A 21,648-nucleotide genomic window follows, 5' to 3' on the forward strand; every position below is an offset into this window, starting at 1 on the left:
GCTTTGGAGATTCATGATGTTCGCCAAACTTGTAGCAGTATCCCTGTTGACGCTGGCCAGCAGCCAACTGATGGCAGCGGAGTGCAAGACCACCATCGATTCCACCGACCAGATGACCTTCAGCACCAAGGCCATCGAAATCGATAAGAGCTGCAAGACGTTCACCGTTGAGCTGACTCACTCGGGTAACCTGCCGAAAAACGTGATGGGTCATAACTGGGTGCTGAGCAAAGAGGCCGACATGCAGCCGATCGCCACCGATGGCCTGGGCGCCGGTATCGACAAGAACTATCTCAAGGAGGGTGACGCCCGCGTTATCGCACACACCAAGGTTATCGGCGCCAAGGAAACCGACTCGGTGACTTTCGATGTCTCTAAGCTGGACGCTGCCGAGAAGTACGGTTTCTTCTGCTCGTTCCCGGGCCACATCTCGATGATGAAAGGCACGGTTACCCTGAAGTAACAAATTTCAGGCAGAAAAAAGCGCCCCCGTGCAGGGCGCTTTTTTTATACCAGGCAATAACCTTTGTGGGAGCAAGCTTGCTCCTACATGGGCCTGTCCACCAAATGGTGGTCAAGGAGCGTACGGCATCACTCGCTTGTGCTCGGTCTTGCGGTAGGTGTCGCAGATAATCTTCGCCGCTTCTTCGCGAATCGGTTGGCCATGCAGGAACGCGTCGATCTCGGCATAGGTCACGCCGTGGGCCGCTTCGTCCGGCTTGCCAGGCGACAGGTCTTCCAGGTCGGCGGTGGGGACTTTTTCCACCAGCGATTCCGGCGCGCCAAAGTCGCGGGCGATGGCCCGGACCTGGTTTTTCACCAGCCCGCTCAGCGGCGCCAGGTCGCAGGCACCGTCACCGAACTTGGTGAAGAACCCCATCACCGCTTCGGCGGCATGATCGGTGCCGATCACCATGCCCTGTTCGGCGCCGGCGATGGTGTATTGCGCCACCATGCGCATCCGCGCCTTGGTATTGCCCAACACGAAATCCCGCGAGCCCGGCGCCTTGCCCTCAAACGCGAGGACTTCCTTGGCCAATGCCTTGACCGCCGGGCCGATATTGACGGTATGGCGCTCGTCTGGCTCGATGAAATCGACACAGGCCTGGGCTTCGTGTTCGTCGAACTGGGTCTCGTACGGTAAGCGCACGGCAACGAACTTGTACGCCGCATTGCCGGTTTTTTCCCGCAACTCGCGCACGGCACGCTGGGCCAACAGGCCGGCGGTCAACGAGTCGACCCCGCCGCTGATGCCCAGTACCAGGCTCTTGAGCCCGGAGTTGACGAGGCAGTCCTGGATGAAGCTCACCCGACGAGCGATTTCGGCCTTGAGGGCGGCGTCATCGGCAAATGGCGGTTGGACCTTGAGCTGTTCAGCAATCTCACGCTGTACGGCTTGCATGAATTCACTCCTTGCTTGATGTGCCAGAAAGGGCGGCAGGTACTTGGAAAACATGTCGCATATAGGCGACGAAATTCGGGTCCTTGCAGTGGGTCTTACCGGGCTCGTCTGAAATCTTGGCCACGGGTTGCCCGTCACAACTGATCATTTTAAGCACGATGCTCATGGGCTCCACGCCTGGAATGTCACAGGTCAGGTTGGTCCCGATACCAAAGCTCACATTAATGCGACCACGCAAGGCGCGGAAAATCTCCAGGCATTTTGGCAATGTCAGGCTGTCGGAGAACACCAGGGTCTTGCTCATCGGGTCGATACCCAGCTTGTGATAGTGGGCAATGGCTTTCTCGGCCCAGATGACCGGGTCACCCGAATCATGGCGCAAGCCGTCAAACAGCTTGGCGAAGAACAGATCGAAATCCTTGAGGAAGGCGTCCATGGTGATGCAATCGGTCAGCGCGATGCCCAGCAGCCCTCGGTATTCGCGCACCCAGCAGTCGAGCGCGGCGATCTGACTGTCGATCAGCCTTGGGCCCAGTTGCTGGTGAGCCATGATCCACTCATGGGCCATGGTGCCCAAGGGTTTCATGTCCAGTTCACGGGACAGATGCACGTTGCTGGTGCCGACGAAGCGTCCCGGAAAGTCGTGCTTGAGCACGTTGACCACTTCTTCCTGGGTTCGGTAGGAGAACCGACGGCGGGTGCCGAAATCGGCCACTTGCAGTTCGGACAATTCCTCGGCACTGGCATTGGCGTTCAGCCAGTCGAACTTGCGATAAAGCTGTTCCCGCGCCTGTTCCAGAACGATTTCACGGTAGCGATAGCGGTTGCGCACTTCGCTGACAATGGCCAGCAAAGGCACTTCGAACAGGATGACGTGCAGCCATGGCCCGCGCAGGCGGATAAACAGCTCGCCGTTTTCGATGCCCGTGTGCACATAGCGCAGGTTGAAACGGAACAGGCCCAGAAAGCGCAGGAAATCCGGTTTCAAGAAGCAGATGCGTTCGAGAAAACCCAACTGGTCGGCGCTCAGGCTCAGCTCGGCCAAGCGTTCGATCTGGAAGCGGATCTCCGCAAGGTAGGGCCGCAGGTCTTCGCTGTTTCGGCAGCGGAACTCCCACTCCACTTCGACGTTGGGGTAGTTATGCAGCACCGCCTGCATCATCGTCAGCTTGTAGAAGTCGGTGTCGAGCAGGTTCTGCACGATGCGATCGGCAAATACACTCTCGCTCATAACGTGAATCTCCAGACAGGTGGCTGCGGCGGGCAGCGGCGTACGGCAGTTCGTAGTGAAAGGGCTAGTGGCGCATAACCGTGGTGGGTTTTGCCAGTGTTTTTTGCCTCACACGCCTTCGTGGCGAGGAGCCCTCTTATTGTTGCGCAATATCAGCACCGTCGATCTGCTCCAACATCCACTCCACGAACATCCGCACCTTGGGCACTTCCGCCGAATGTTCCGGATAAGCCAGATAATAGGCATTGGTGCTGGGCATCGCATGCTGCCAGGGAATGACCAGCTTGCCGTCGGCCAGTTCTTCTTCCACCAGGAACCTGGGCAGCAGGGCCACGCCGCAGCCGACCTGGGCTGCGCGGATGCACATATAGAAGGTTTCGAAGCGCGGCCCGTGGTAGCTGTGTTCGGTGTGATAACCCAGGTCTTCGAACCAGTCGTGCCAAGCCTGTGGGCGCGAGGCGTTTTGCAGCAGGACCAGATCGGTCAGTTGCGTCGGGTCGGTGAAAGGCTGGTCCGGCAGGCTGCCCGGAGCGCAGACTGGCACCAGTTCTTCGCCGAACAGTTTCAAGGATTCAGTTCCGGGTCGTGAGGCTTGGCCAAAATAGAACGCCAGGTCACTGCGACCTTGCTGTAAGTCATCGGCCTCTTGCTCGCTGCACAGGTCCAGATGAATGCTGGGATGGCGCAGGCGCCAGCCCTTGAGCCGTGGGACCAGCCAGCGCGCACCGAACGTTGGTGGCGTAGACACGCGCAGGACTTCGGTGTCACCACCGTAGGAACGCAGGTAATGAGTGGACATCTCAACTTGGGTGAGGATTTTTCGTACTTCCCCCAGGTACAAATCCCCTGCGGGAGTCAATTGCAGGCGTCGACGCACGCGACGGAACAGCAAATGCTGGAGCAACTCTTCCAACTGCGCGACCTGTTTGCTGACGGCGCTCTGGGTCAGGTTCAATTCTTCGGCGGCGCGGGTGAAGCTCAGGTGACGGGTCACCGCTTCGAAGCACTGCAGCGCGGTGATCGACGGCAAATAGCGTTTATTGAGCATGATGGAGCCTTATTTTTTGTCGCTCTGCTTTTGTGCTGAAGAGTCTGCTTCAGGGGCAGCATGAATAAACGGAATGATATCTCGCTTAAAGGTCGTTTGTTGGCAAGTCTCGGGCCAGCTACAACTACAGGTCTGATCAGCCGTGTTCGTCCGGCTGCCAACCCATTGTCTTTCGCTTGAGGAATTTACCCATGGTTGCTGCATTGCTTGATCGTCTGGGTGTTGACCCGGCCCTGTACCAGAACGGCACACAGCCAGTGCATTCGCCCATCGATGGCAGTCGCATCGGCGCGGTGAACTGGGAAGGCGCCGCCGAGGTCGAGCAGCAGGTCAGCCGGGCCGAGCATGCCTTTGACCTGTGGCGCAAGGTGCCGGCCCCCCGTCGTGGCGAGCTGGTGCGCCAGTTCGGCGATCTGTTGCGTGAATACAAGGCCGACCTCGGTGAACTGGTGTCCTGGGAAGCCGGCAAAATCACCCAGGAAGGCCTGGGCGAAGTGCAAGAGATGATCGACATCTGCGATTTCGCCGTCGGCCTGTCCCGCCAGCTTTACGGCCTGACCATCGCGTCGGAGCGCCCCGGCCATCACATGCGTGAAACCTGGCACCCGCTGGGCGTGGTCGGCGTAATCAGCGCCTTCAACTTCCCTGTTGCAGTCTGGGCCTGGAACACCACGTTGGCCCTGGTCTGCGGCAACCCGGTGATCTGGAAGCCTTCGGAAAAGACTCCGCTGACCGCCCTGGCGTGCCAGGCCTTGTTCGAGCGCGTACTGAAGAACTTCAGCGACGCGCCACCGTACCTGAGCCAGGTGATCATCGGCGGTCGCGATGCCGGCGAAGCCTTGGTGGACGACCCGCGCGTGGCGTTGATCAGCGCCACCGGCAGCACCCGCATGGGGCGTGAAGTGGCGCCGAAAGTCGCGGCGCGCTTCGCCCGCAGCATTCTCGAATTGGGCGGTAACAACGCCATGATTCTGGCCCCGAGCGCCGACCTGGACATGGCGGTGCGCGCGATCCTGTTCAGCGCCGTCGGCACCGCTGGCCAGCGCTGCACCACCTTGCGCCGGCTGATCGCCCATGAGTCGGTGAAGGAAGAAATCGTCACCCGGCTCAAGGCTGCTTACTCGAAAGTGCGCATCGGTCATCCGTTGGAAGGCAATCTGGTGGGCCCGCTGATCGACAAGCAAAGCTTCGAGAACATGCAGGACGCACTGGAGCAGGCCCTGAGCGAAGGCGGGCGGGTGTTTGGCGGCAAACGCCAGCTCGAAGACCAGTTCCCGAATGCGTATTACGTTTCGCCCGCCATCGTCGAGATGCCGGAGCAAAGCGACGTGGTGCGCCATGAAACGTTCGCACCGATCCTTTATGTGGTCGGCTACAAGGATTTCGCTGAAGCGCTGGACTTGAACAACTCCGTGCCCCAGGGCCTGTCCTCCTGCATTTTCACCACCGACGTGCGTGAAGCCGAGCAATTCATGTCGGCGGTGGGCAGCGACTGCGGCATCGCCAACGTCAACATCGGCCCGAGCGGCGCGGAAATCGGCGGCGCCTTCGGTGGCGAAAAGGAAACCGGCGGCGGTCGCGAATCCGGCTCCGATGCATGGCGCGCCTACATGCGCCGTCAGACAAACACCGTGAATTACTCGTTGGAGTTGCCGTTGGCGCAGGGGATTACGTTCGACTGAGAACCGGTCAAGTGTCCCTGTGGGAGCGAGTCTGCTCGCGATAGCGGTGTGCCAATCACTTCTGATGTGACTGATTCGCCGCCATCGCGAGCAGGCTCGCTCCCACATTGAATTGTGTGTTTGTTGGGTTTCTGTTGGAGTCTGGCAATGCCGTTACGCGAAGAATGTCTGTGGGAAAAACTGACGCCGCAAAGGCCTGAAAACACTGCGCTCACTGGCGAGATCAAGGTGGACGTCTGCGTCATCGGCGCAGGTTTTACCGGCCTGTCGGCGGCGGTGCATTTGCTGGAGCAAGGCAAGCGTGTCGCGGTGCTTGAAGCTCATCGGGCCGGGCATGGCGGATCGGGGCGTAACGTTGGGCTGGTGAATGCCGGCCTGTGGATTCCACCGGACGAGATCGAGGCTGGGTTTGGCGCGGCAGTGGGCAGCCAGCTCAACCGTATGCTGGGCGCCGCGCCGGCGTTGGTGTTCAGCCTTGTCGACAAGTACGCCATCGATTGCCAGCTGCGCCGCGAAGGCACCTTGCACATGGCCCATAACGCCCGGGGCGAGGCGGACCTGCGCAGCCGCGAAGAACAATGGAAGCGCCGTGGCGCGCCGGTTGAGCTGCTCACCGGCCAAGCCTGTGTCGATGCCACCGGCACCGACAAGATCGCCGCGGCGTTGCTCGATCGCCGGGCCGGCACGCTCAATCCGATGGCCTTTGCCAGTGGACTGGCCAAAGCCGCCAAGGATCTTGGCGCCCAGATGTTCGACCATTCGCCGGTGACGCGGTTGGAGCGCCAAGGCCAGCGTTGGTCGGTTCAGACCGCCCAGGGCTCGGTGCTGGCCGAGCAAGTCGTGATCGCCTCCAACGCCTATACCGAGGGCGACTGGACCGAATTGCGGCGCAATTTTTTCCCCGGTTATTACTACCAGGTGGCCTCGGTCCCGCTGGACGACGAGGCGGCCCGACGCGTCCTGCCGGGCGGGCAGGGCTCTTGGGATACCCGCCAGGTGTTGAGCAGCATTCGCCGGGACAAGGACGGTCGCCTGCTGCTGGGCAGCCTGGGCAACGGTAACCGCAAGCCAGCCTGGTTCCTCAAGGCCTGGGCTGACCGGGTGCAGCAGCACTATTTCCCTTACCTGAAGCCGGTGGAATGGGAATGCACCTGGACCGGTTGCATCGCTTTCACGCCTGATCATTTGATGCGTCTGTTCGAACCGGCACCCGGCCTAGTGGCAGTGACCGGTTACAACGGGCGGGGCGTGACCACCGGCACTGTCGTGGGCAAGGCATTTGCCGATTACCTGTGCCACGGCGATGCCAAGGCGCTGCCGATCCCCTTCGCGCCGATGCAGCCTTTGGCGGGTGTCGGCCTGCGCAGCTGCTTGTATGAAGCGGGCTTTTCGCTGTACCACGCGGGCCAGTGCTTGCGCATCGTCATCTGATTGTTGAAAAGTGTTTCGGATGGCGGCGTTTTTTAGTTCAACGTCTAGCCTGTTATGGTGCGGGTTGTAGCAGCCGCGCACCGACAGTGTGCAGTTCGGTGACGTAGGTTGTTACACAGTGGTTGCACGCCGTTTCATGCGGCGGTTGCAATGATGGCTCATGGAGGGTTTTACCTACTTTTAAATCAGGTTGCACCTCGTGCGGTTTAGACGGTTGCACGCCCTGTGAAAAAGGGCCCGAAACAGTCGAAATAACAATAAAGCAGCGACTTTTTTAAGAATAAAAAACCGATGGCACGGCCCTTGCTCTGAGCTTTTCAGTGAAGTGAAGTCGCAGTGCCAACTAAAAAAAACCTTGGAGCACCACCTCATGTCCCAGACGTTTTACAAGAAAGGCTTTCTGGCCCTCGCAGTGGCAACTGCGCTGGGTGTTTCTGCGTTTGCTCAAGCTGATGTGAAATTCGGTGTGGCGGGGCCGATGACCGGTGCCAACGCTGCGTTTGGCGAGCAATACATGAAAGGTGCGCAGGCAGCGGCCGATGTCATCAACAAAGCGGGTGGCGTCAACGGCGAAAAAATCGTACTGGTAGCCGGCGACGACGCCTGCGAACCCAAGCAAGCCGTGGCCGTGGCCAACCGTCTGGTTGACCAGGACAAGGTCATCGGTGTGGTCGGGCACTTCTGCTCGTCCAACACCATCCCGGCTTCCGAGGTCTATGACGAAGCCGGCGTCATCGCCATGACCCCCGGTTCGACCAACCCGGCCGTGACCGAGCGTGGCCTGAGCGCGATGTTCCGTATGTGCGGTCGTGACGACCAGCAAGGCATCGTGGCCGGCGACTACATCGTCGATGTCCTCAAGGGCAAGAAAGTCGTCGTGCTGCACGACAAGGACACCTACGGCCAAGGCCTGGCGGATGCCACCAAGGCACAACTGGCCAAGCGTGGTGTGACCCCGGTGTTGTACGAAGGCCTGACCCGTGGTGAAAAAGACTTCAGCGCCGTGGTCACCAAGATCCGTTCGGCCGGTGCCGATGTGGTCTACTTCGGCGGCCTGCATCCGGAAGCCGGCCCGTTGGTTCGCCAGCTGCGCGAACAAGGCCTCAAGGACGTGAAATTCATGTCCGATGACGGCATCGTCACTGACGAACTGGTCACCACCGCTGGCGGCGCGCAATACGTCGATGGCGTGTACATGACCTTTGGCGCCGACCCACGCCTGCTGCCCGACAGCAAGGCCGTAGTGGACGCTTTCCGTGCCCAGGGCGTCGAGCCTGAAGGCTACACGTTGTACGCCTATGCGTCGGTCCAGGCCTTGGCCGCCGGCTTCAACGGCGCCAAGTCCAACAAGGGCGAAGACGCTGCCAAGTGGCTGAAAGCCAACCCGGTGAAAACCGTCATGGGCGAAAAAACCTGGGATTCCAAGGGTGACCTGAAAGTCTCCGACTACGTGGTCTACCAGTGGGACAAGGATGGCAAATACCACCAGTTGGAAAAACAGAAGTAATTTGAAGGGATGACTAGCCTGTGGCGAGGGAGCAAGCTCCCTCGCCACAGAGACTGTGCTCACCCTGTCCTGATTGGCATTAGCCAACGGCCCGTCTGTTTTTTTCTACGAGCCGCACATTTTTGGGCGCTGGGCTTCGAACCCGTCGTCGCGTCCCCGGGATGTGCTGTCTCACTGCGTGAGATTGCGTTATGGATGGTATTTTCCTGCAGCAACTGATCAATGGCCTGACCCTCGGGTCGGTCTATGGTCTGATCGCCATCGGCTACACAATGGTCTACGGCATCATCGGCATGATCAACTTCGCCCACGGCGAGGTTTACATGATTTCCGCTTACCTCGCGGCAATCAGTCTGGCTCTGCTGGCTTACTTCGGTATCGAATCCTTTCCGCTGATGATCCTTGGCACCCTTGTGTTCACGGTCGTGGTCACCGGGGTCTACGGCTGGGTCATCGAACGCGTCGCCTACAAACCCCTGCGCAACTCAACCCGGCTGGCACCGCTGATCAGTGCCATCGGCATTTCGCTGATCCTGCAAAACTACGCACAGATCAGCCAGGGCGCCCGCCAACAGGGTGTTCCGACACTGCTTGAAGGCGCCATGCGCGTCGACATCGGTACCGGTTTCGTGCAGCTCACCTACACCAAGATCTTCATTCTGATCGCCGCGTTCGCCGGCATGGCGCTGCTGACCTACATCATCAAGTACACCAAGCTCGGACGCATGTGCCGCGCCACCCAGCAAGACCGCAAGATGGCCTCGATCCTGGGGATCAACACCGACCGGGTGATTTCCTACGTGTTCATCATAGGTGCAGCCATGGCGGCCCTGGCCGGTGTGCTGATCACCATGAACTACGGCACCTTCGACTTCTATGCCGGCTTCATCATCGGCATCAAGGCGTTCACCGCGGCGGTACTCGGCGGCATCGGCTCCCTGCCTGGGGCGATGCTCGGCGGGATCATCCTCGGGATTTCCGAGTCGCTGTTCTCCGGTCTGATCAACTCCGACTACAAAGACGTGTTCAGTTTCTCGCTGCTGGTGCTGATTCTGATCTTCCGTCCCCAAGGCCTGTTGGGTCGCCCACTCGTGGCGAAGGTGTAAGTATGTCTGCTGCCAATAAACCGCTTGATATCAAACAGAGCGTCATCGACGCGATCCTGGCCGGCCTGATCTCGCTGATTGTGTTCGGGCCGATCGTCGGCGTGGTGCTCGATGGCTACAGTTTCAACCTGCAGCCGGCCCGCGTCGGCTGGCTGGTGGCGATCGTGATGGTCGGGCGCTTTGCCCTGAGCCTGTTCCTGCAAACCCCCAAGGGACTCAAGATTCTCCAGGGTTTCGAGAGCACCGGCTCCGGCGTGCATGTGCTGCCCCCGGACTACAAGTCGCGCCTGCGCTGGATCATCCCGGCGCTGATCGTGATCGCCATCGTGTTTCCATTCTTCGCCAACAAGTACGTGCTGACGGTGGTCATCCTCGGGCTGATTTACGTGCTGTTGGGCCTGGGCCTGAACATCGTGGTCGGCCTGGCCGGGCTGCTCGACCTGGGTTATGTGGCGTTCTACGCCATCGGTGCCTATGGGCTGGCGCTGGGCTACCAATACCTGGGGCTGGGTTTCTGGACCGTGTTGCCGCTGGCCGCCATCGCTGCGGCGATGGCCGGGTGCATATTGGGCTTCCCGGTGTTGCGAATGCACGGCGACTACCTGGCCATCGTGACCCTGGGGTTTGGCGAAATCATCCGGTTGGTGCTCAATAACTGGCTGTCGTTCACTGGCGGACCGAATGGCATGCCGGTGCCTTCCCCGACCTTCATGGGCCTGGAATTTGGCAGGCGAGCGAAGGACGGTGGGGTGCCGTTCCATGAGTTCTTCGGCATCGCCTACAACCCCAACGTCAAATTCCTGTTCATTTACATCGTGCTGTTCATCACCGTCCTGTTGGTGCTGTACATCAAGCATCGCCTGACCCGCATGCCGGTCGGTCGCGCCTGGGAAGCCTTGCGCGAAGATGAAATTGCCTGCCGCTCCATGGGCCTGAACCATGTGCTGGTCAAGCTCTCGGCCTTCACCATCGGTGCCTCCACCGCGGGCCTGGCGGGTGTGTTTTTCGCCAGCTATCAGGGCTTCGTCAACCCATCCTCGTTCACCTTCTTCGAGTCGGCGCTGATTCTGGCCATCGTCGTGCTGGGCGGCATGGGGTCGACGGTGGGTGTAGTGATCGCGGCATTCGTGCTCACCGTGGCACCGGAGCTTCTGCGCAGTTTCTCTGAATACCGGGTGCTGCTGTTCGGCGTGTTGATGGTGTTGATGATGATCTGGCGCCCGCGCGGCCTGATTCGTATCAGCCGTACCGGCGTGACGCCGCGCAAGGGGGTAGCGCCATGAGCGAAGTCGTACTCAAAGTCGAAAACCTGATGATGCAGTTTGGTGGCATCAAAGCCCTCAGCGACGTGAGCCTGCAGGTCGAGCGCAACTCGATCTTCGCCCTGATCGGCCCCAACGGCGCGGGCAAGACCACCGTGTTCAACTGCCTGACCGGCTTCTACAAGGCCTCGGGCGGCAAGATCGAACTCAACGTACGCGGCGAACAGACCAACGTGATCAAGCTGTTGGGCGAAGCGTTTCGTCCTACTGATTTTGTCTCGCCGAAATCCTTCGCCAGCCGGCTGTACTACAAGATGTTCGGCGGCACCCACCTGGTGAACCGCGCCGGCCTGGCGCGCACCTTCCAGAACATTCGCCTGTTCAAGGAAATGTCGGTACTGGAAAATCTGCTGGTGGCCCAGCACATGTGGGTCAACCGCAGCCTGATCGCGGGCATCCTCAACACCAAGGGCTATCGCAAAGCTGAAAGCGACGCCCTGGACCATGCCTTCTATTGGCTGGAAGTGGTGGACTTGGTGGATTGCGCCAACCGCCTGGCCGGCGAGCTTTCCTACGGCCAGCAGCGCCGCCTGGAAATCGCCCGGGCCATGTGCACGCGTCCGCAGATCATCTGCCTCGACGAACCGGCCGCCGGCCTCAACCCCCAGGAAACCGAAGCGCTGAGCGCAATGATTCGGCTGCTGCGCGACGAGCATGATTTGACCGTGGTGCTGATCGAACACGACATGGGCATGGTGATGAGTATTTCCGACCACATCGTGGTGCTGGACCACGGCAACGTGATCGCCGAGGGTGGTCCCGAGGCGATTCGCAACGATCCGAAGGTGATCGCGGCCTACCTGGGCGCCGACGAAGAGGAGCTGGTATGAGTGGACCTATCCTCGAACTCAAGGAACTGGACGTATTTTACGGGCCGATCCAGGCCCTGAAGAAAGTCTCGATGCACATTGGTGAAGGCGAAACGGTGAGCTTGATCGGCTCCAACGGCGCGGGCAAATCCACGCTGCTGATGTCGATCTTCGGCCAGCCCCGCGCTGCGGGCGGGCAGATCATCTACCAAGGCGTGGACATCACCCACAAGTCGTCGCACTACATCGCCTCCAACGGTATCGCCCAATCGCCGGAAGGACGGCGGGTATTCCCGGACATGACCGTCGAGGAAAACCTGCTGATGGGCACCATCCCCATTGGCGACAAATATGCCAGCGAAGACATGCAGCGCATGTTCGAGTTGTTTCCCCGGCTCAAGGAGCGGCGCAACCAGCGGGCCATGACCATGTCCGGCGGCGAGCAACAAATGCTCGCCATTGCCCGGGCACTGATGAGCCGGCCGAAGTTGTTGCTGCTCGATGAGCCGAGCCTGGGGCTGGCGCCGATCGTGGTGAAACAGATCTTCGCCACCCTGCGTGAATTGGCTTCCACCGGGATGACTATTTTCCTGGTGGAACAGAACGCCAACCACGCGCTCAAGTTGTCGGACCGGGCCTATGTCATGGTCAACGGCGAAATCCGCCTGACCGGTACCGGCAAGGAACTGCTCGCCAACGAAGAGGTGCGTAACGCGTATCTTGGCGGCCATTGAGGCGGCGGCTGCAACAAAAAAACCGGCGAGTGATCGCCGGTTTTTTTATTTCCCCAAAACGCCACCAACCCCTGTGGGAGCGAGCCTGCTCGCGAAGGCAGTGGATCAGGCGACATTCATGTATCTGATACGCCGCCTTCGCGAGCAGGCTCGCTCCCACAGTGAAATTTGTAGGGCTTCAGCAATTGTGGACAACAATCCTGACCCTCTGTGAAACCGCGACATAAAGTCGCCGCAAACAGTTGTTTTGTCACGGTTTTGACTTGTCCCCGTTTGCTGTGGAACTGGCTGTGGGTAACGTGGGAGTAGCTGGCTGTAAGCCTTTGAATACGTGCCTTTCAGGCCTGTGATCGTTTTTTGATCAGGCATTTTTGGTTAAAGGGGAGCGGCTGTTGTCAACAGTTTTATGGGGGTGGAAATGGGCTCGAAAGTCTGGGGGAAAGCCTGTGGATAAGTCTGTGACTAAACTCTGGAAAGACGGCGCTCAGCGGCGTGATTGCTGGCTTGGAGCCATCGCGACATCAAGCGCCGCCTTATAGCAGATAACCTGATCTGCACAACCTGACTTGCCAGGTCAAGCGAAAAAATATTCCAAAACCCGTGCAAAGCCTTGTGCACAAAGGGTTACCGGTTTTTCACTTGCCCCCGTTTATTGTGGACCTTCCTGTGGATAAGGTGCGGGCAACCCGCTGCGGCCCTTGCTGGACAAGGCCTGACGGTCATTGTTTGTTTTTTGAGCAATCGCAGGATTAAAGCGTTGATCAAGCCTTGCCCCTGGCGGGCCAGCCCGGGCATGCTGTGGGCCGATTTCCATTCAATGGCTGTTTGAAGCCCAAGCAAGGAGAACACGATGTCTGACACCCTGTTTATCACTGGCGCGACGTCCGGTTTTGGTGAAGCCTGTGCCCGTCGTTTCGCCGAGGCCGGTTGGAAGCTGGTGCTGACCGGCCGTCGTGAAGAACGCCTCGATGCCCTTTGTGCCGAGCTGTCGAAGCAGACCGAGGTCCATGGCCTGGTGCTGGATGTGCGTGATCGCAAGGCCATGGAAGAGGCCATCGGCAACCTTCCGCCATCCTTTGCCACGCTGCGCGGGCTGATCAACAATGCCGGCCTGGCCTTGGGCGTCGATCCGGCGCCCAAGTGCGACCTTGATGATTGGGACACCATGGTCGACACCAATGTGAAAGGTCTGATCTACAGCACGCGCCTGCTGCTGCCGCGCCTGATCGCCCATGGTCGTGGCGCTGGCATCATCAACCTGGGTTCCATTGCCGGTAATTACCCGTATCCAGGCAGCCATGTTTATGGCGCGAGCAAGGCGTTCGTCAAACAGTTCTCCCTGAACCTGCGTTGCGACTTGCAAGGCACGGGTGTGCGGGTGAGCAACATCGAGCCGGGCCTGTGCGAGAGCGAGTTCTCGCTGGTGCGTTTTGGTGGCGACCAGGCGCGCTACGACGCGACCTACGCCGGCGCCGAGCCGATCCAGCCGCAGGACATCGCCGACACCATTTTCTGGGTGCTCAACACCCCGGCGCACATCAACATCAACAGCCTCGAACTGATGCCGGTGAGCCAGACCTGGGCCGGGTTCGCCATCGAACGCAACAAGGCCTGACCGCTGGCCTTATTGAGCTGGAATTGATGAGCTGTTGTGGCGAGGGTGCAAGCTCCCTCGCCACGAAAAGTGTTACGCCAGGTAGTCGGCCAGACCGCGGTAGCAGGTCAGAAGATGATAAGGGGTGGTCGAAGGCATGTCCCGGCGGCTGACGATGCCGTCGGCGTCAAGACATTCATTCCAGCCCCGGGGATGCAGGAAATGCTGCTGCAACGCTTGCAGTTGACGCAGCAAGGCATTGTCGCTTCCCGGGCGCAACGTCAATGCCCGCAGGTATTCCGCTTGGGCCCAGATGCGTTGAGTGGCGTCGCGTGGGGTCGATTGCGGCGCCAGGCTCAGCATCGCGCGTACCGCGCTGGAGTCCGGATCGACACCTTGTCGCTCGGTAAAACCAAAGCTGTGCTTTAGCGCCGTGTGCAGCTTGCCACCACGCAACAAGGGCGATGAGGCCAGCAGGAAATACCATTCGAATTGATGGCCTGGCTCGAACCAGTTATCCACAGCCTTGAGTGGTTTCTCCATCATGGCCTTCTGTTCCGGGTCCACGAAGTGCCGGTACATCCCATCGCAAAGGCTCAGCAACGCCTGGCGCACGGTGGCATCGTCGCGAACCGAGAGGGTTGCCAGGAACGCTTCGGCCAGGTGCATCAGCGGATTCTGCAACGGGCCGGATTGGCAGGTCGACCAGTCACGCCCCAGGCTGGCTTCGTAGAGACCGTCCCCGGTGGCGAAGCGCCGGCTGATCACTTCCAGCGCGGCGTTCAACGTCGATTCCACCAACGGCTCGCGAACCTTGCCCCAGTAATGGGCGCAGGCGAACAGGATAAACGCGTGGGTATAAAGGTCTTTGCCCGTGTCCAGCGGCGCGCCCTGCGGGTCGATGCTGTAGAACCAGCCGCCATGTTCGGCGTCGTGGAAATGCCGCTGCAATGAGCGGAACAATGCGGCGGCGCGCTCCTCGGCCTGCGGCACCTCACCGATCAGGCTGGCGAACACATACAGCTGCCGCGCACAGGCCATGGCCCGGTAACGCTGGGGCGGCAGCGGCTGGTGCTGGCTGTCGAGGGATTCATAGGGCAACGCCAGTTCGGCATTCCAGCCCGGGCCCTGCCACATCGGCACGATCACGTCGTGAAAATGCTGGCGCACCGTGGCGAACAGGGCGGTCAATTCAGGCTGGGGAGCGGGGCGGGAAGCATCAGGCATTGGCGGACGTCGTCACGGCGGGGGCGAATGCGCGACATGGTAGCAGAGTGACCGACTCCAGAGAGATGACGCCTGTAAGTCCGTCATCGCGAGCAAGCTCGCTCCCACAGGGCGGGGCGTACACCGATCAAAGTGGGGGAGCGAGCTTGCTCGCGATGAGGGCCGGCTGGGCGCTAGAGAATCAACCCGCCAACAGCCAAACCCCAGCCGCCGCCGAAGCCGCCCCAGCCAACCGCACCAATGGCGCCGCCGCTCGCGGCAACACCCGCACCAGCGCAAAACCTGCGCCGTGCAACGCCGCTGTCGCTGCGACAAAGCCTACGGCGTAAGCCCAGGGGCTGGACATGTCCGGCAGCTCCAAGCCATGCGCCACGCCATGGAACAGCGCAAACACCGCAGTCGCAGCGACAGCCAGGCCCAGCGGTGGACGCACGGCCAGTGCCACCGCCAGGCCCAGGGCGAGTACCGAGGCGGCGATCCCGCTTTCCAACGCCGGAAGGTGCAGGCCTTCAAAACCCAGCACGCCGCCAAGCAGCATTGCGCCGACGAAGGTACACGGCAGTGCCCAGCGCGCAGCGCCTTGTTGTTGGGCGGCCCACAAACCGACCGCGAGCATCGCCAGCAAATGATCGAGCCCGCCGATCGGGTGGCCCAGCCCGGCGATCAGGCCATTATCGCCGTGGCCGGGGTGGGCGAAGGCCAGCGCCGGGGTCAATAGCAGGGCGAGGGCGCCGCAGATACGTTTGCATGTCATGGAGAAGCTTCCTTGTTGAAATGGGAAAGATCACGCGGCCGTCAACAGGCCTTGGCGCTCGATGAAGGCGATGATGTCGTCCAGGCCCTGGCCGGTCTTCTGGTTGCTGAAGACGAACGGCTTGCCGTTGCGCATCCGCTGGGTATCGCTGTTCATCATTTCCAGGGACGCGCCGACCAGTGGCGCCAGGTCGATTTTGTTGATCACCAGCAAATCGGACTTGCAGATACCCGGCCCGCCTTTGCGGGGCAGCTTGTCGCCCGCCGAAACGTCGATGACATAGATGGTCAGGTCCGACAGTTCGGGGCTGAAGGTAGCCGACAGGTTGTCACCGCCGGACTCCACCAGGATCAGGTCCAGGCCTGGGAAACGCCGGTTCAACTGGTCCACTGCTTCCAGATTGATCGACGCGTCTTCACGGATCGCCGTGTGTGGGCAGCCGCCGGTTTCGACGCCAATGATCCGTTCCGGCGCCAGGGCTTCGTTGCGCACCAGGAAGTCGGCGTCCTCGCGGGTATAGATGTCGTTGGTGACCACCGCGAGGTTGTAGCGCTCGCGCAGGGCCAGGCACAGGGCAAGCGTGAGCGCGGTCTTGCCGGAGCCCACCGGGCCGCCGATACCCACGCGCAGAGGTTGTGTGTTCATATGTGTCTCCTAGGAACGAAACAGGCGGCTGTACTGGCGCTCATGAGCCATGCACGCCAGGGACAGGCCAAACGCGGCGCTGCCGTAATGATCGGGATCGATGTTCGAGGCGATGTGCTGGGCTTGTTGAAGCACCGGCAGCAACTCGCTCGTCAGACGCTGGGCGGCTTGTTGACCCAGGGGCAGGGTTTTCATCAGCACCGCCAATTGGTTTTCCAGCCAGCTCCACAACCACGCGGCGAGGGCGTCCTGCGGGCCGATGTTCCAGGCGCGCGCCGCCAAGGCCCAGCCCAGCGCCAGGTGGGGTTCGCCGCGCTGCTGCAGAAAGTTCCGGGCCGCACTGTCGAGTTCCGGCAGGCCGGCGAGCAGCTGCTGCAACGAGTAACCCATCTGCCGGCTTTCCTGAAACAGCTCGCGGGTTTCCCGGCTGGCGCGGTGTTGCTCGCAAAGTTGCCGCAGCCCGTCCCAATCGTCAGCCGCGGCGGCTGTGCAATGGGCCAGCAGTAGAGGCGCTTCGAAGCGCGCCAGGTTCAGCAGCATTTGGTCGCTGAGCCATTGGCGTGCGTCGTCGGGCGTCCGAACCTGGCCGTTATCCACCGCCATTTCCAATCCCTGGGAATAGCTGTAGCCGCCAATCGGCAGTTGTGGACTGGCCAGGCGCAGCAGCGCCCAGGCCGGGTTCATGTGCGCACACCAAACTGGTGCAGGCGCGGCGCGTAGTTGAAATCTTCATCGCCGTGCCGGGAATGATGGTGGCCGCCGCCGTAGGCGCCGTGTTCTGGCTGGAATGGGGCTTCGATGGATTCGGCGGTGGCGCCCAACTGTTCGAGCATCGCCTTGAGCACGTAGTCGTCCAGCAAGCGCAGCCAGCCATCGCCTACTTGCAGGGCCACGTGGCGATTACCCAAGTGGTAGGCCGCGCGGGTCAACTCGAACGCATTGGCGCAGGTGACATGCAGCAACTGCTCGGGACGCGCGCAGACACGCACGATGCGCCCGTCCTCGGCCTGCAGGCATTCGCCGTCGTACAGCGGTGGCTGGCCTCGTTCGAGGAACAGCCCCACGTCCTCGCCTTCGGCACTGAAACAGCGCAGGCGGCTTTTGCTGCGTGCGTCGAAGGTCAGGTGCAACTCGGCGTCCCAGCCTGGTTGTGTGTCGATTCTGCGGTGAATCACCAGCATCGGAGTGCTTCCAGCAATGAACATTGCTGTGTTTAGAGCAAGGGGCTTGCCAATCGAAGATGGTGTAGGAAATACCTGGGGATGGCGTTTCAGGATGGGGCGGATTGCGTGCCGTTATGGTGCGCTTGGTGGTGTTGCGCACCATCTTGTAGCTTGCACGGCGCACTGTGGAAGCGAGCTTGCTCGCGATAGCGGTAGACCAGCCGACATCTGTGTTGCCTGACCTGCCCCCATCGCGAGCAAGCTCGCTCCCACACGAAAGCGCTGCCTAGTTCAAGCCTGACAGTGCCTTTCTGGCCATATGATGTGCTGACCATCGCGATCAGAGTTGAATCACAAGACACAGGTCGAGCTATGGGACAGGAAGACTAAGCGAGACCAAACTTAACGAGCATGGCAAGAGCAATCATTACCGATAGAAGTGCGATAACACACCACTGCAGTGCTACTAGCTTGCGCTTAAGGCTCGCGGGAAAACTATTTATGTCTTCGACATTAAGTCCGCCTCTTTTGAGGTAGAAATTGGGAAAGGTGATGAGTCCGGAAATACCGCCTACCAGCATCAATTTTCCCCAAGGACCACCATGGCGCAGTGATGCGATCGTCATGACAGCTGAACAATTTTTCAAGTGATCCAATATTAGGTCCATTTTTTTGTAAGCCAAGTACAGACACATTCCAATCCAAATGAAAATTCCTCCCAAATCAATTATCCCAACGACCATAAATAATTTTTCAGAGACGCTCACAGTCATTGGGCAGCCTCATAGATAAGTTCGCCTGTTTTTTCACCCAGTATTCCTCCAAGGACACCCCCCGCAAGCGACCCCGTTCCGACCACCAGAAGACCGCACCCCACCATTGCCAACCCTCCTGTCGGCACACTTAACCCGATACAGATCGCTCCAACCACAGGCCCAGTCAGGGCGGCGCCTGCTGCTACACCACCTGCCACGCCACCCGCGAAGCTGCCAGTCTCAGCGAACTTAACTTTCTTACAAGCCTGCGCACTATCTGCCGTGCAAACATCCTGGACCTTCATATACGAAGCTCCACCACCAATAATCGGGCCAACCCACCCCCCGTACTTGATGATTTTGGCCGCTTTGGAGACACCCTCAATATGTGTCGCATAACCTGGAATCTGACCTGCGCCACCAGCCTTGGTCCAACGGTGGACCAAACTGCGACTGGAGATGCCCAAGGCGCTTTTCAAGTTTGGATGATCTGGAAGCCCAGTGCCCTTTCGCGTCAGGGTGGTCAGATGAGTGTCGAGCCTAGAGAGCAGTTGTTTGCGCTCTGCAAAAAAATCCGACGACCGTAAGTGCCCATCGCGCCGGAAAGTACGTTGATGCAACGCCTCGATATCCCGCAGAACAGTTTTAACGTCCTCCAGATTTTTGGCGAAGATGGCTTCACCAACACCGATGGCAGTCGAGCCTTGGGCGAAGAAAGTCTCGATTTCATCTCGATGCCGGGCCATGAAGTCGGCCTCGTCCGCGCTTAGCGGCTCAAGGGCATCGTTGATCCATATTGCTGTTTCCATCAACAGCGCCTCTTCGCGGGTGCATTGATGATTGTTCGGATCGCTCAGCACGATCATCGAACCGGCCTTGACCACATCGCGATAAGGATTGAGCGCGCGGAATTTGCGCATCACCGCCGGGTCGGGTGATTGGAACAGCGTCGCCTCCAGCGCTTCGCGGGTCACGCTTCTGGGCACAACGTAGAAGCCCGGTTCCAGGGGTTCTACGCGGGTGGATGTGCGGGGCGGCGGGCTGATTGACGGGGCGAGAAACGATTGGCGTGAAGCACTTGGTGCGTGGGTCGCGGTCGCGGGCTGTGGAGCCGGCTGAGCGGCTCGGTTGGCTTGCGGTGCAGAATTCGCACCTTCATAAGTGGCCCAGGATACCGAGGGGATCAGTTGCGCTTTGCAGGGGCAGGTACTGTGACTATCCAACGTGCCGGCCATTCGCTTGCCATGGCTGACCATGTGCGCTATGCCGCCCCTGATCTGATAGATTTTTCCGTCCTTTCCACACGAAACCCGGTCCCCTTCGCGGGCGTGCAGCAGGCCGAACATATTGACCCTGCCATCGCCATCCAGCACTTCACCACCACACGTGGTCTTGTCGCCCCGGCCAATGAAATAGCCTCTGTTCATTGCGTGTTCTCCTTCATTTCATTCCGGCGCGCACGGCGGCCCACGGCTGGCTCTACCGTGGGCAAAAAATCTTCTGCGTTCATTTTCATGGCTCCTATACCAGTCCGTCTTACGCAAGGGCGCGTTGACAGTTCTCGGAAGCGATGAATAAGACGATGAGCCGCTGATTGAGCGCAATTCCGGCGCGGGTGGCATTTGCAGCGAATAGGAAAGTTCGCAGGCTCGGATGCGCCTTTTCCTACATCGCGGAACATCTGTCCCGTGGTTTTTCGGGAGGCGGTGTGTCAGGTAAGCAACCAGGGGACCGAGACTCCGCCATCGCGAGCAAGCGCCTTCCCACTAAGGAAACATCAGGCGCTATTCGGTACTGCCCAATCCACGCCAATGCTTGAGGCCAATGAAGATGAACCGCAGTTGCTGGGTAATCTTCGCCTGGGGCGTGAGATGCTCGGGCAGGGCTTCGGCGGGCGGGTCGATGATGTCCGGCAAGGTGGCGAAGACACTCTTGACGATGAGATCGGCCATTACGTTGAGCCCGGCGAGGTCCAGGTGCTGGAGTTTCGGCATCAGCGCCAGGTCGGCGGCCAGGTCCGAGCTGATGTCTTCACGCAGCCTCGCGATGGCTTGTCGGACCGGCTGCGATCCACCGTATTGCTCGCGAGCCAGGAACAGAAACTGGGATCGGTTGGCATGAACCACGTCGAGAAAAATCCGCACTGACGCGTCGATGATGCCGCCCATGACGAACTCGTTGTGACGTACCAGTCGTATGGTTTCGCGAAAGGTCTGGCCGACTTCGCTGACGAGCGCCAGGCCCAATTGGTCCATGTCCTGGAAGTGTCGGTAGAACCCGGTCGGTACGATGCCTGCCGTCTTGGCCACTTCACGCAGGCTCAGGCTGCCGAACCCCCTGCCACATTCCATCAAGTGGCGGGCTGCGTCCATCAGGGCGTTTCGGGTCTGTTGTTTCTGTTCGGCGCGGGGCAGCATCGCAGGACTGACTTCCGAGTCATGGGAGCGACGCACTCTAGCAAATCGGCTTTGCCGTCGTCGAACGGTAGGAGGTAATCGGGGAAAACGAGGTGCTGGAAAATCAAAAGCCCGATTCAAGGAATCGGGCTTTTTTCATAACCACCATGGGCTCAGCTCACTTCGCCGCGGCGTTTGATGACGCGATCGCCGCCGTCCGCAGCAAGGAGTTGGCCTTGTGGAGTGCGACCGGAACCATCGGCAGCCAGGGTCTGGCCTTGTGGGGTGCGGTCGGAACCGTCAGCGGCCAGGGATTCGCCCAGTGGGGTGCGGTCGGAACCGTCAGCGGCCAGGGATTCGCCCAGTGGAGTACGGTCGGAACCATCGGCAGCCAAGGTCTGGCCTTGTGGAGTACGGTCGGAGCCATCGGCAGCCAAGGTCTGGCCTTGTGGAGTACGGTCGGAACCATCGGCAGCCAAGGTCTGGCCTTGTGGAGTACGGTCGGAACCATCGGCAGCCAAGGTCTGGCCTTGTGGAGTACGGTCGGAGCCACCTTCAACCAGGCCTTTTTCTTCCAGGCGGTCACGGCCACCTTCGGCGACGGTTTGGCTGTAGACAGAGTGGCTGTCCTTGACCTGTGGAGTGGCTTGTTCGGAAGCTGGCAGGGCGAAAGCGGTAGAGGCCAGCAGTGAAAGGGAAAGGCTCATCAGTATTTGGCGTTTCATGATCGTTGCTCCTCGGGAGGGCTGAAAAGTGGGTACGAGGGCAATGCTACTCTCGATAAGTCGATATAAAAGTTCATAAAGACAATGGTAATAATCAACAGAATTGATTGTTCCGCG

Annotated in this window: 21 protein-coding genes; 9 read left to right on the forward strand and 12 right to left on the reverse strand. The window is 60.0% G+C overall.

The genetic code is table 11. The features are described from left to right. Positions 1-16 precede the first annotated feature (16 nt). Positions 17-463, forward strand: coding sequence for an azurin (azu, locus tag J3P76_RS02760; RefSeq protein WP_434560950.1), 447 nt, complete (start codon positions 17-19; stop codon positions 461-463). 111 nt (positions 464-574) lie between these two features. Here azu and nadE read toward each other — a convergent pair whose 3' ends face one another. The 3 genes from nadE to J3P76_RS02775 form a co-directional block, all read right to left on the reverse strand. After that, positions 575-1,402 carry an ammonia-dependent NAD(+) synthetase gene (gene nadE / locus J3P76_RS02765; protein ID WP_420766209.1) on the reverse strand — a complete coding sequence of 276 codons (828 nt, stop codon included), beginning with the start codon at positions 1,400-1,402 and terminating at the stop codon, positions 575-577. A gap of 4 nt (positions 1,403-1,406) precedes the next feature. Further along, entirely contained in the window at positions 1,407-2,633 is a 1,227-nt protein-coding gene (pncB, locus tag J3P76_RS02770; RefSeq protein ID WP_420766210.1) for a nicotinate phosphoribosyltransferase, read from the reverse strand. A gap of 136 nt (positions 2,634-2,769) precedes the next feature. Beyond that, positions 2,770-3,681: a LysR family transcriptional regulator gene (locus J3P76_RS02775; protein ID WP_420766211.1), complete on the reverse strand. Its 912-nt coding sequence runs from the start codon at positions 3,679-3,681 to the stop codon at positions 2,770-2,772. Between the two features lie 191 nt (positions 3,682-3,872). Between J3P76_RS02775 and amaB the strand changes: the two genes are divergently transcribed. The 8 genes from amaB (at position 3,873) to J3P76_RS02815 (ending at position 13,887) form a co-directional block, all read left to right on the forward strand. Further along, on the forward strand, positions 3,873-5,363 hold the full coding sequence (gene amaB, locus J3P76_RS02780) for an L-piperidine-6-carboxylate dehydrogenase (RefSeq protein WP_420766212.1): 1,491 nt from the start codon (positions 3,873-3,875) through the stop codon (positions 5,361-5,363). Positions 5,364-5,510: 147 nt separating this feature from the next. Beyond that, on the forward strand, positions 5,511-6,794 hold the full coding sequence (amaA, locus tag J3P76_RS02785) for an L-pipecolate oxidase (RefSeq protein WP_434701465.1): 1,284 nt from the start codon (positions 5,511-5,513) through the stop codon (positions 6,792-6,794). A gap of 370 nt (positions 6,795-7,164) precedes the next feature. Beyond that, complete coding sequence (locus J3P76_RS02790; protein ID WP_420766214.1) at positions 7,165-8,301, forward strand: ABC transporter substrate-binding protein; 1,137 nt, start codon at positions 7,165-7,167, stop codon at positions 8,299-8,301. Between the two features lie 191 nt (positions 8,302-8,492). Then, entirely contained in the window at positions 8,493-9,407 is a 915-nt protein-coding gene (locus J3P76_RS02795; protein WP_420766215.1) for an ABC transporter permease subunit, read from the forward strand. Positions 9,408-9,409: 2 nt separating this feature from the next. Further along, positions 9,410-10,690, forward strand: coding sequence for a high-affinity branched-chain amino acid ABC transporter permease LivM (livM, locus tag J3P76_RS02800; protein ID WP_420766216.1), 1,281 nt, complete (start codon positions 9,410-9,412; stop codon positions 10,688-10,690). Further along, positions 10,687-11,559 carry an ABC transporter ATP-binding protein gene (locus J3P76_RS02805; protein WP_420766217.1) on the forward strand — a complete coding sequence of 291 codons (873 nt, stop codon included), beginning with the start codon at positions 10,687-10,689 and terminating at the stop codon, positions 11,557-11,559. The genes livM and J3P76_RS02805 overlap by 4 nt, the downstream gene beginning before the upstream one ends. Then, a complete protein-coding gene (locus J3P76_RS02810; protein ID WP_053117959.1) occupies positions 11,556-12,272 on the forward strand; it encodes an ABC transporter ATP-binding protein in 717 nt (238 codons plus the stop codon). The genes J3P76_RS02805 and J3P76_RS02810 overlap by 4 nt, the downstream gene beginning before the upstream one ends. A gap of 850 nt (positions 12,273-13,122) precedes the next feature. After that, positions 13,123-13,887: an SDR family oxidoreductase gene (locus J3P76_RS02815; protein WP_434608057.1), complete on the forward strand. Its 765-nt coding sequence runs from the start codon at positions 13,123-13,125 to the stop codon at positions 13,885-13,887. 72 nt (positions 13,888-13,959) lie between these two features. Here the strand turns inward: J3P76_RS02815 and J3P76_RS02820 are convergent, their stop codons facing one another. From J3P76_RS02820 to J3P76_RS02860, 9 genes are all read right to left on the reverse strand, one after another. Continuing rightward, complete coding sequence (locus J3P76_RS02820; RefSeq protein WP_434701466.1) at positions 13,960-15,093, reverse strand: AGE family epimerase/isomerase; 1,134 nt, start codon at positions 15,091-15,093, stop codon at positions 13,960-13,962. 181 nt (positions 15,094-15,274) lie between these two features. After that, positions 15,275-15,847, reverse strand: a complete 573-nt coding sequence (locus tag J3P76_RS02825; protein ID WP_434560938.1) for a HupE/UreJ family protein — start codon at positions 15,845-15,847, stop codon at positions 15,275-15,277. Between the two features lie 30 nt (positions 15,848-15,877). Next, entirely contained in the window at positions 15,878-16,492 is a 615-nt protein-coding gene (ureG, locus tag J3P76_RS02830) for an urease accessory protein UreG (RefSeq protein WP_420766222.1), read from the reverse strand. Positions 16,493-16,501: 9 nt separating this feature from the next. Further along, a complete protein-coding gene (locus J3P76_RS02835; protein ID WP_434560936.1) occupies positions 16,502-17,176 on the reverse strand; it encodes an urease accessory protein UreF in 675 nt (224 codons plus the stop codon). Beyond that, positions 17,173-17,673: an urease accessory protein UreE gene (ureE, locus tag J3P76_RS02840; protein ID WP_434649100.1), complete on the reverse strand. Its 501-nt coding sequence runs from the start codon at positions 17,671-17,673 to the stop codon at positions 17,173-17,175. The genes J3P76_RS02835 and ureE overlap by 4 nt, the downstream gene beginning before the upstream one ends. A 368-nt stretch (positions 17,674-18,041) precedes the next feature. Further along, positions 18,042-18,428 (reverse strand): hypothetical protein, encoded by a 387-nt coding sequence (locus J3P76_RS02845; RefSeq protein WP_420766225.1) that lies wholly within the window; start codon positions 18,426-18,428, stop codon positions 18,042-18,044. Next, positions 18,425-19,837, reverse strand: a complete 1,413-nt coding sequence (locus J3P76_RS02850) for a PAAR domain-containing protein (RefSeq protein ID WP_434608047.1) — start codon at positions 19,835-19,837, stop codon at positions 18,425-18,427. Before J3P76_RS02850 ends, J3P76_RS02845 begins: the two co-directional genes overlap by 4 nt. A 357-nt stretch (positions 19,838-20,194) precedes the next feature. Beyond that, positions 20,195-20,827: a TetR family transcriptional regulator gene (locus tag J3P76_RS02855; RefSeq protein ID WP_039592574.1), complete on the reverse strand. Its 633-nt coding sequence runs from the start codon at positions 20,825-20,827 to the stop codon at positions 20,195-20,197. 152 nt (positions 20,828-20,979) lie between these two features. Continuing rightward, a complete protein-coding gene (locus J3P76_RS02860) occupies positions 20,980-21,531 on the reverse strand; it encodes a hypothetical protein (RefSeq protein WP_434608045.1) in 552 nt (183 codons plus the stop codon). Between the last annotated feature and the right edge of the window lie 117 nt (positions 21,532-21,648).

Origin of the sequence: Pseudomonas sp. D1-36 (genome assembly GCF_051132205.1) — a bacterium.
Taxonomy (GTDB): Bacteria; Pseudomonadota; Gammaproteobacteria; order Pseudomonadales; family Pseudomonadaceae; genus Aquipseudomonas.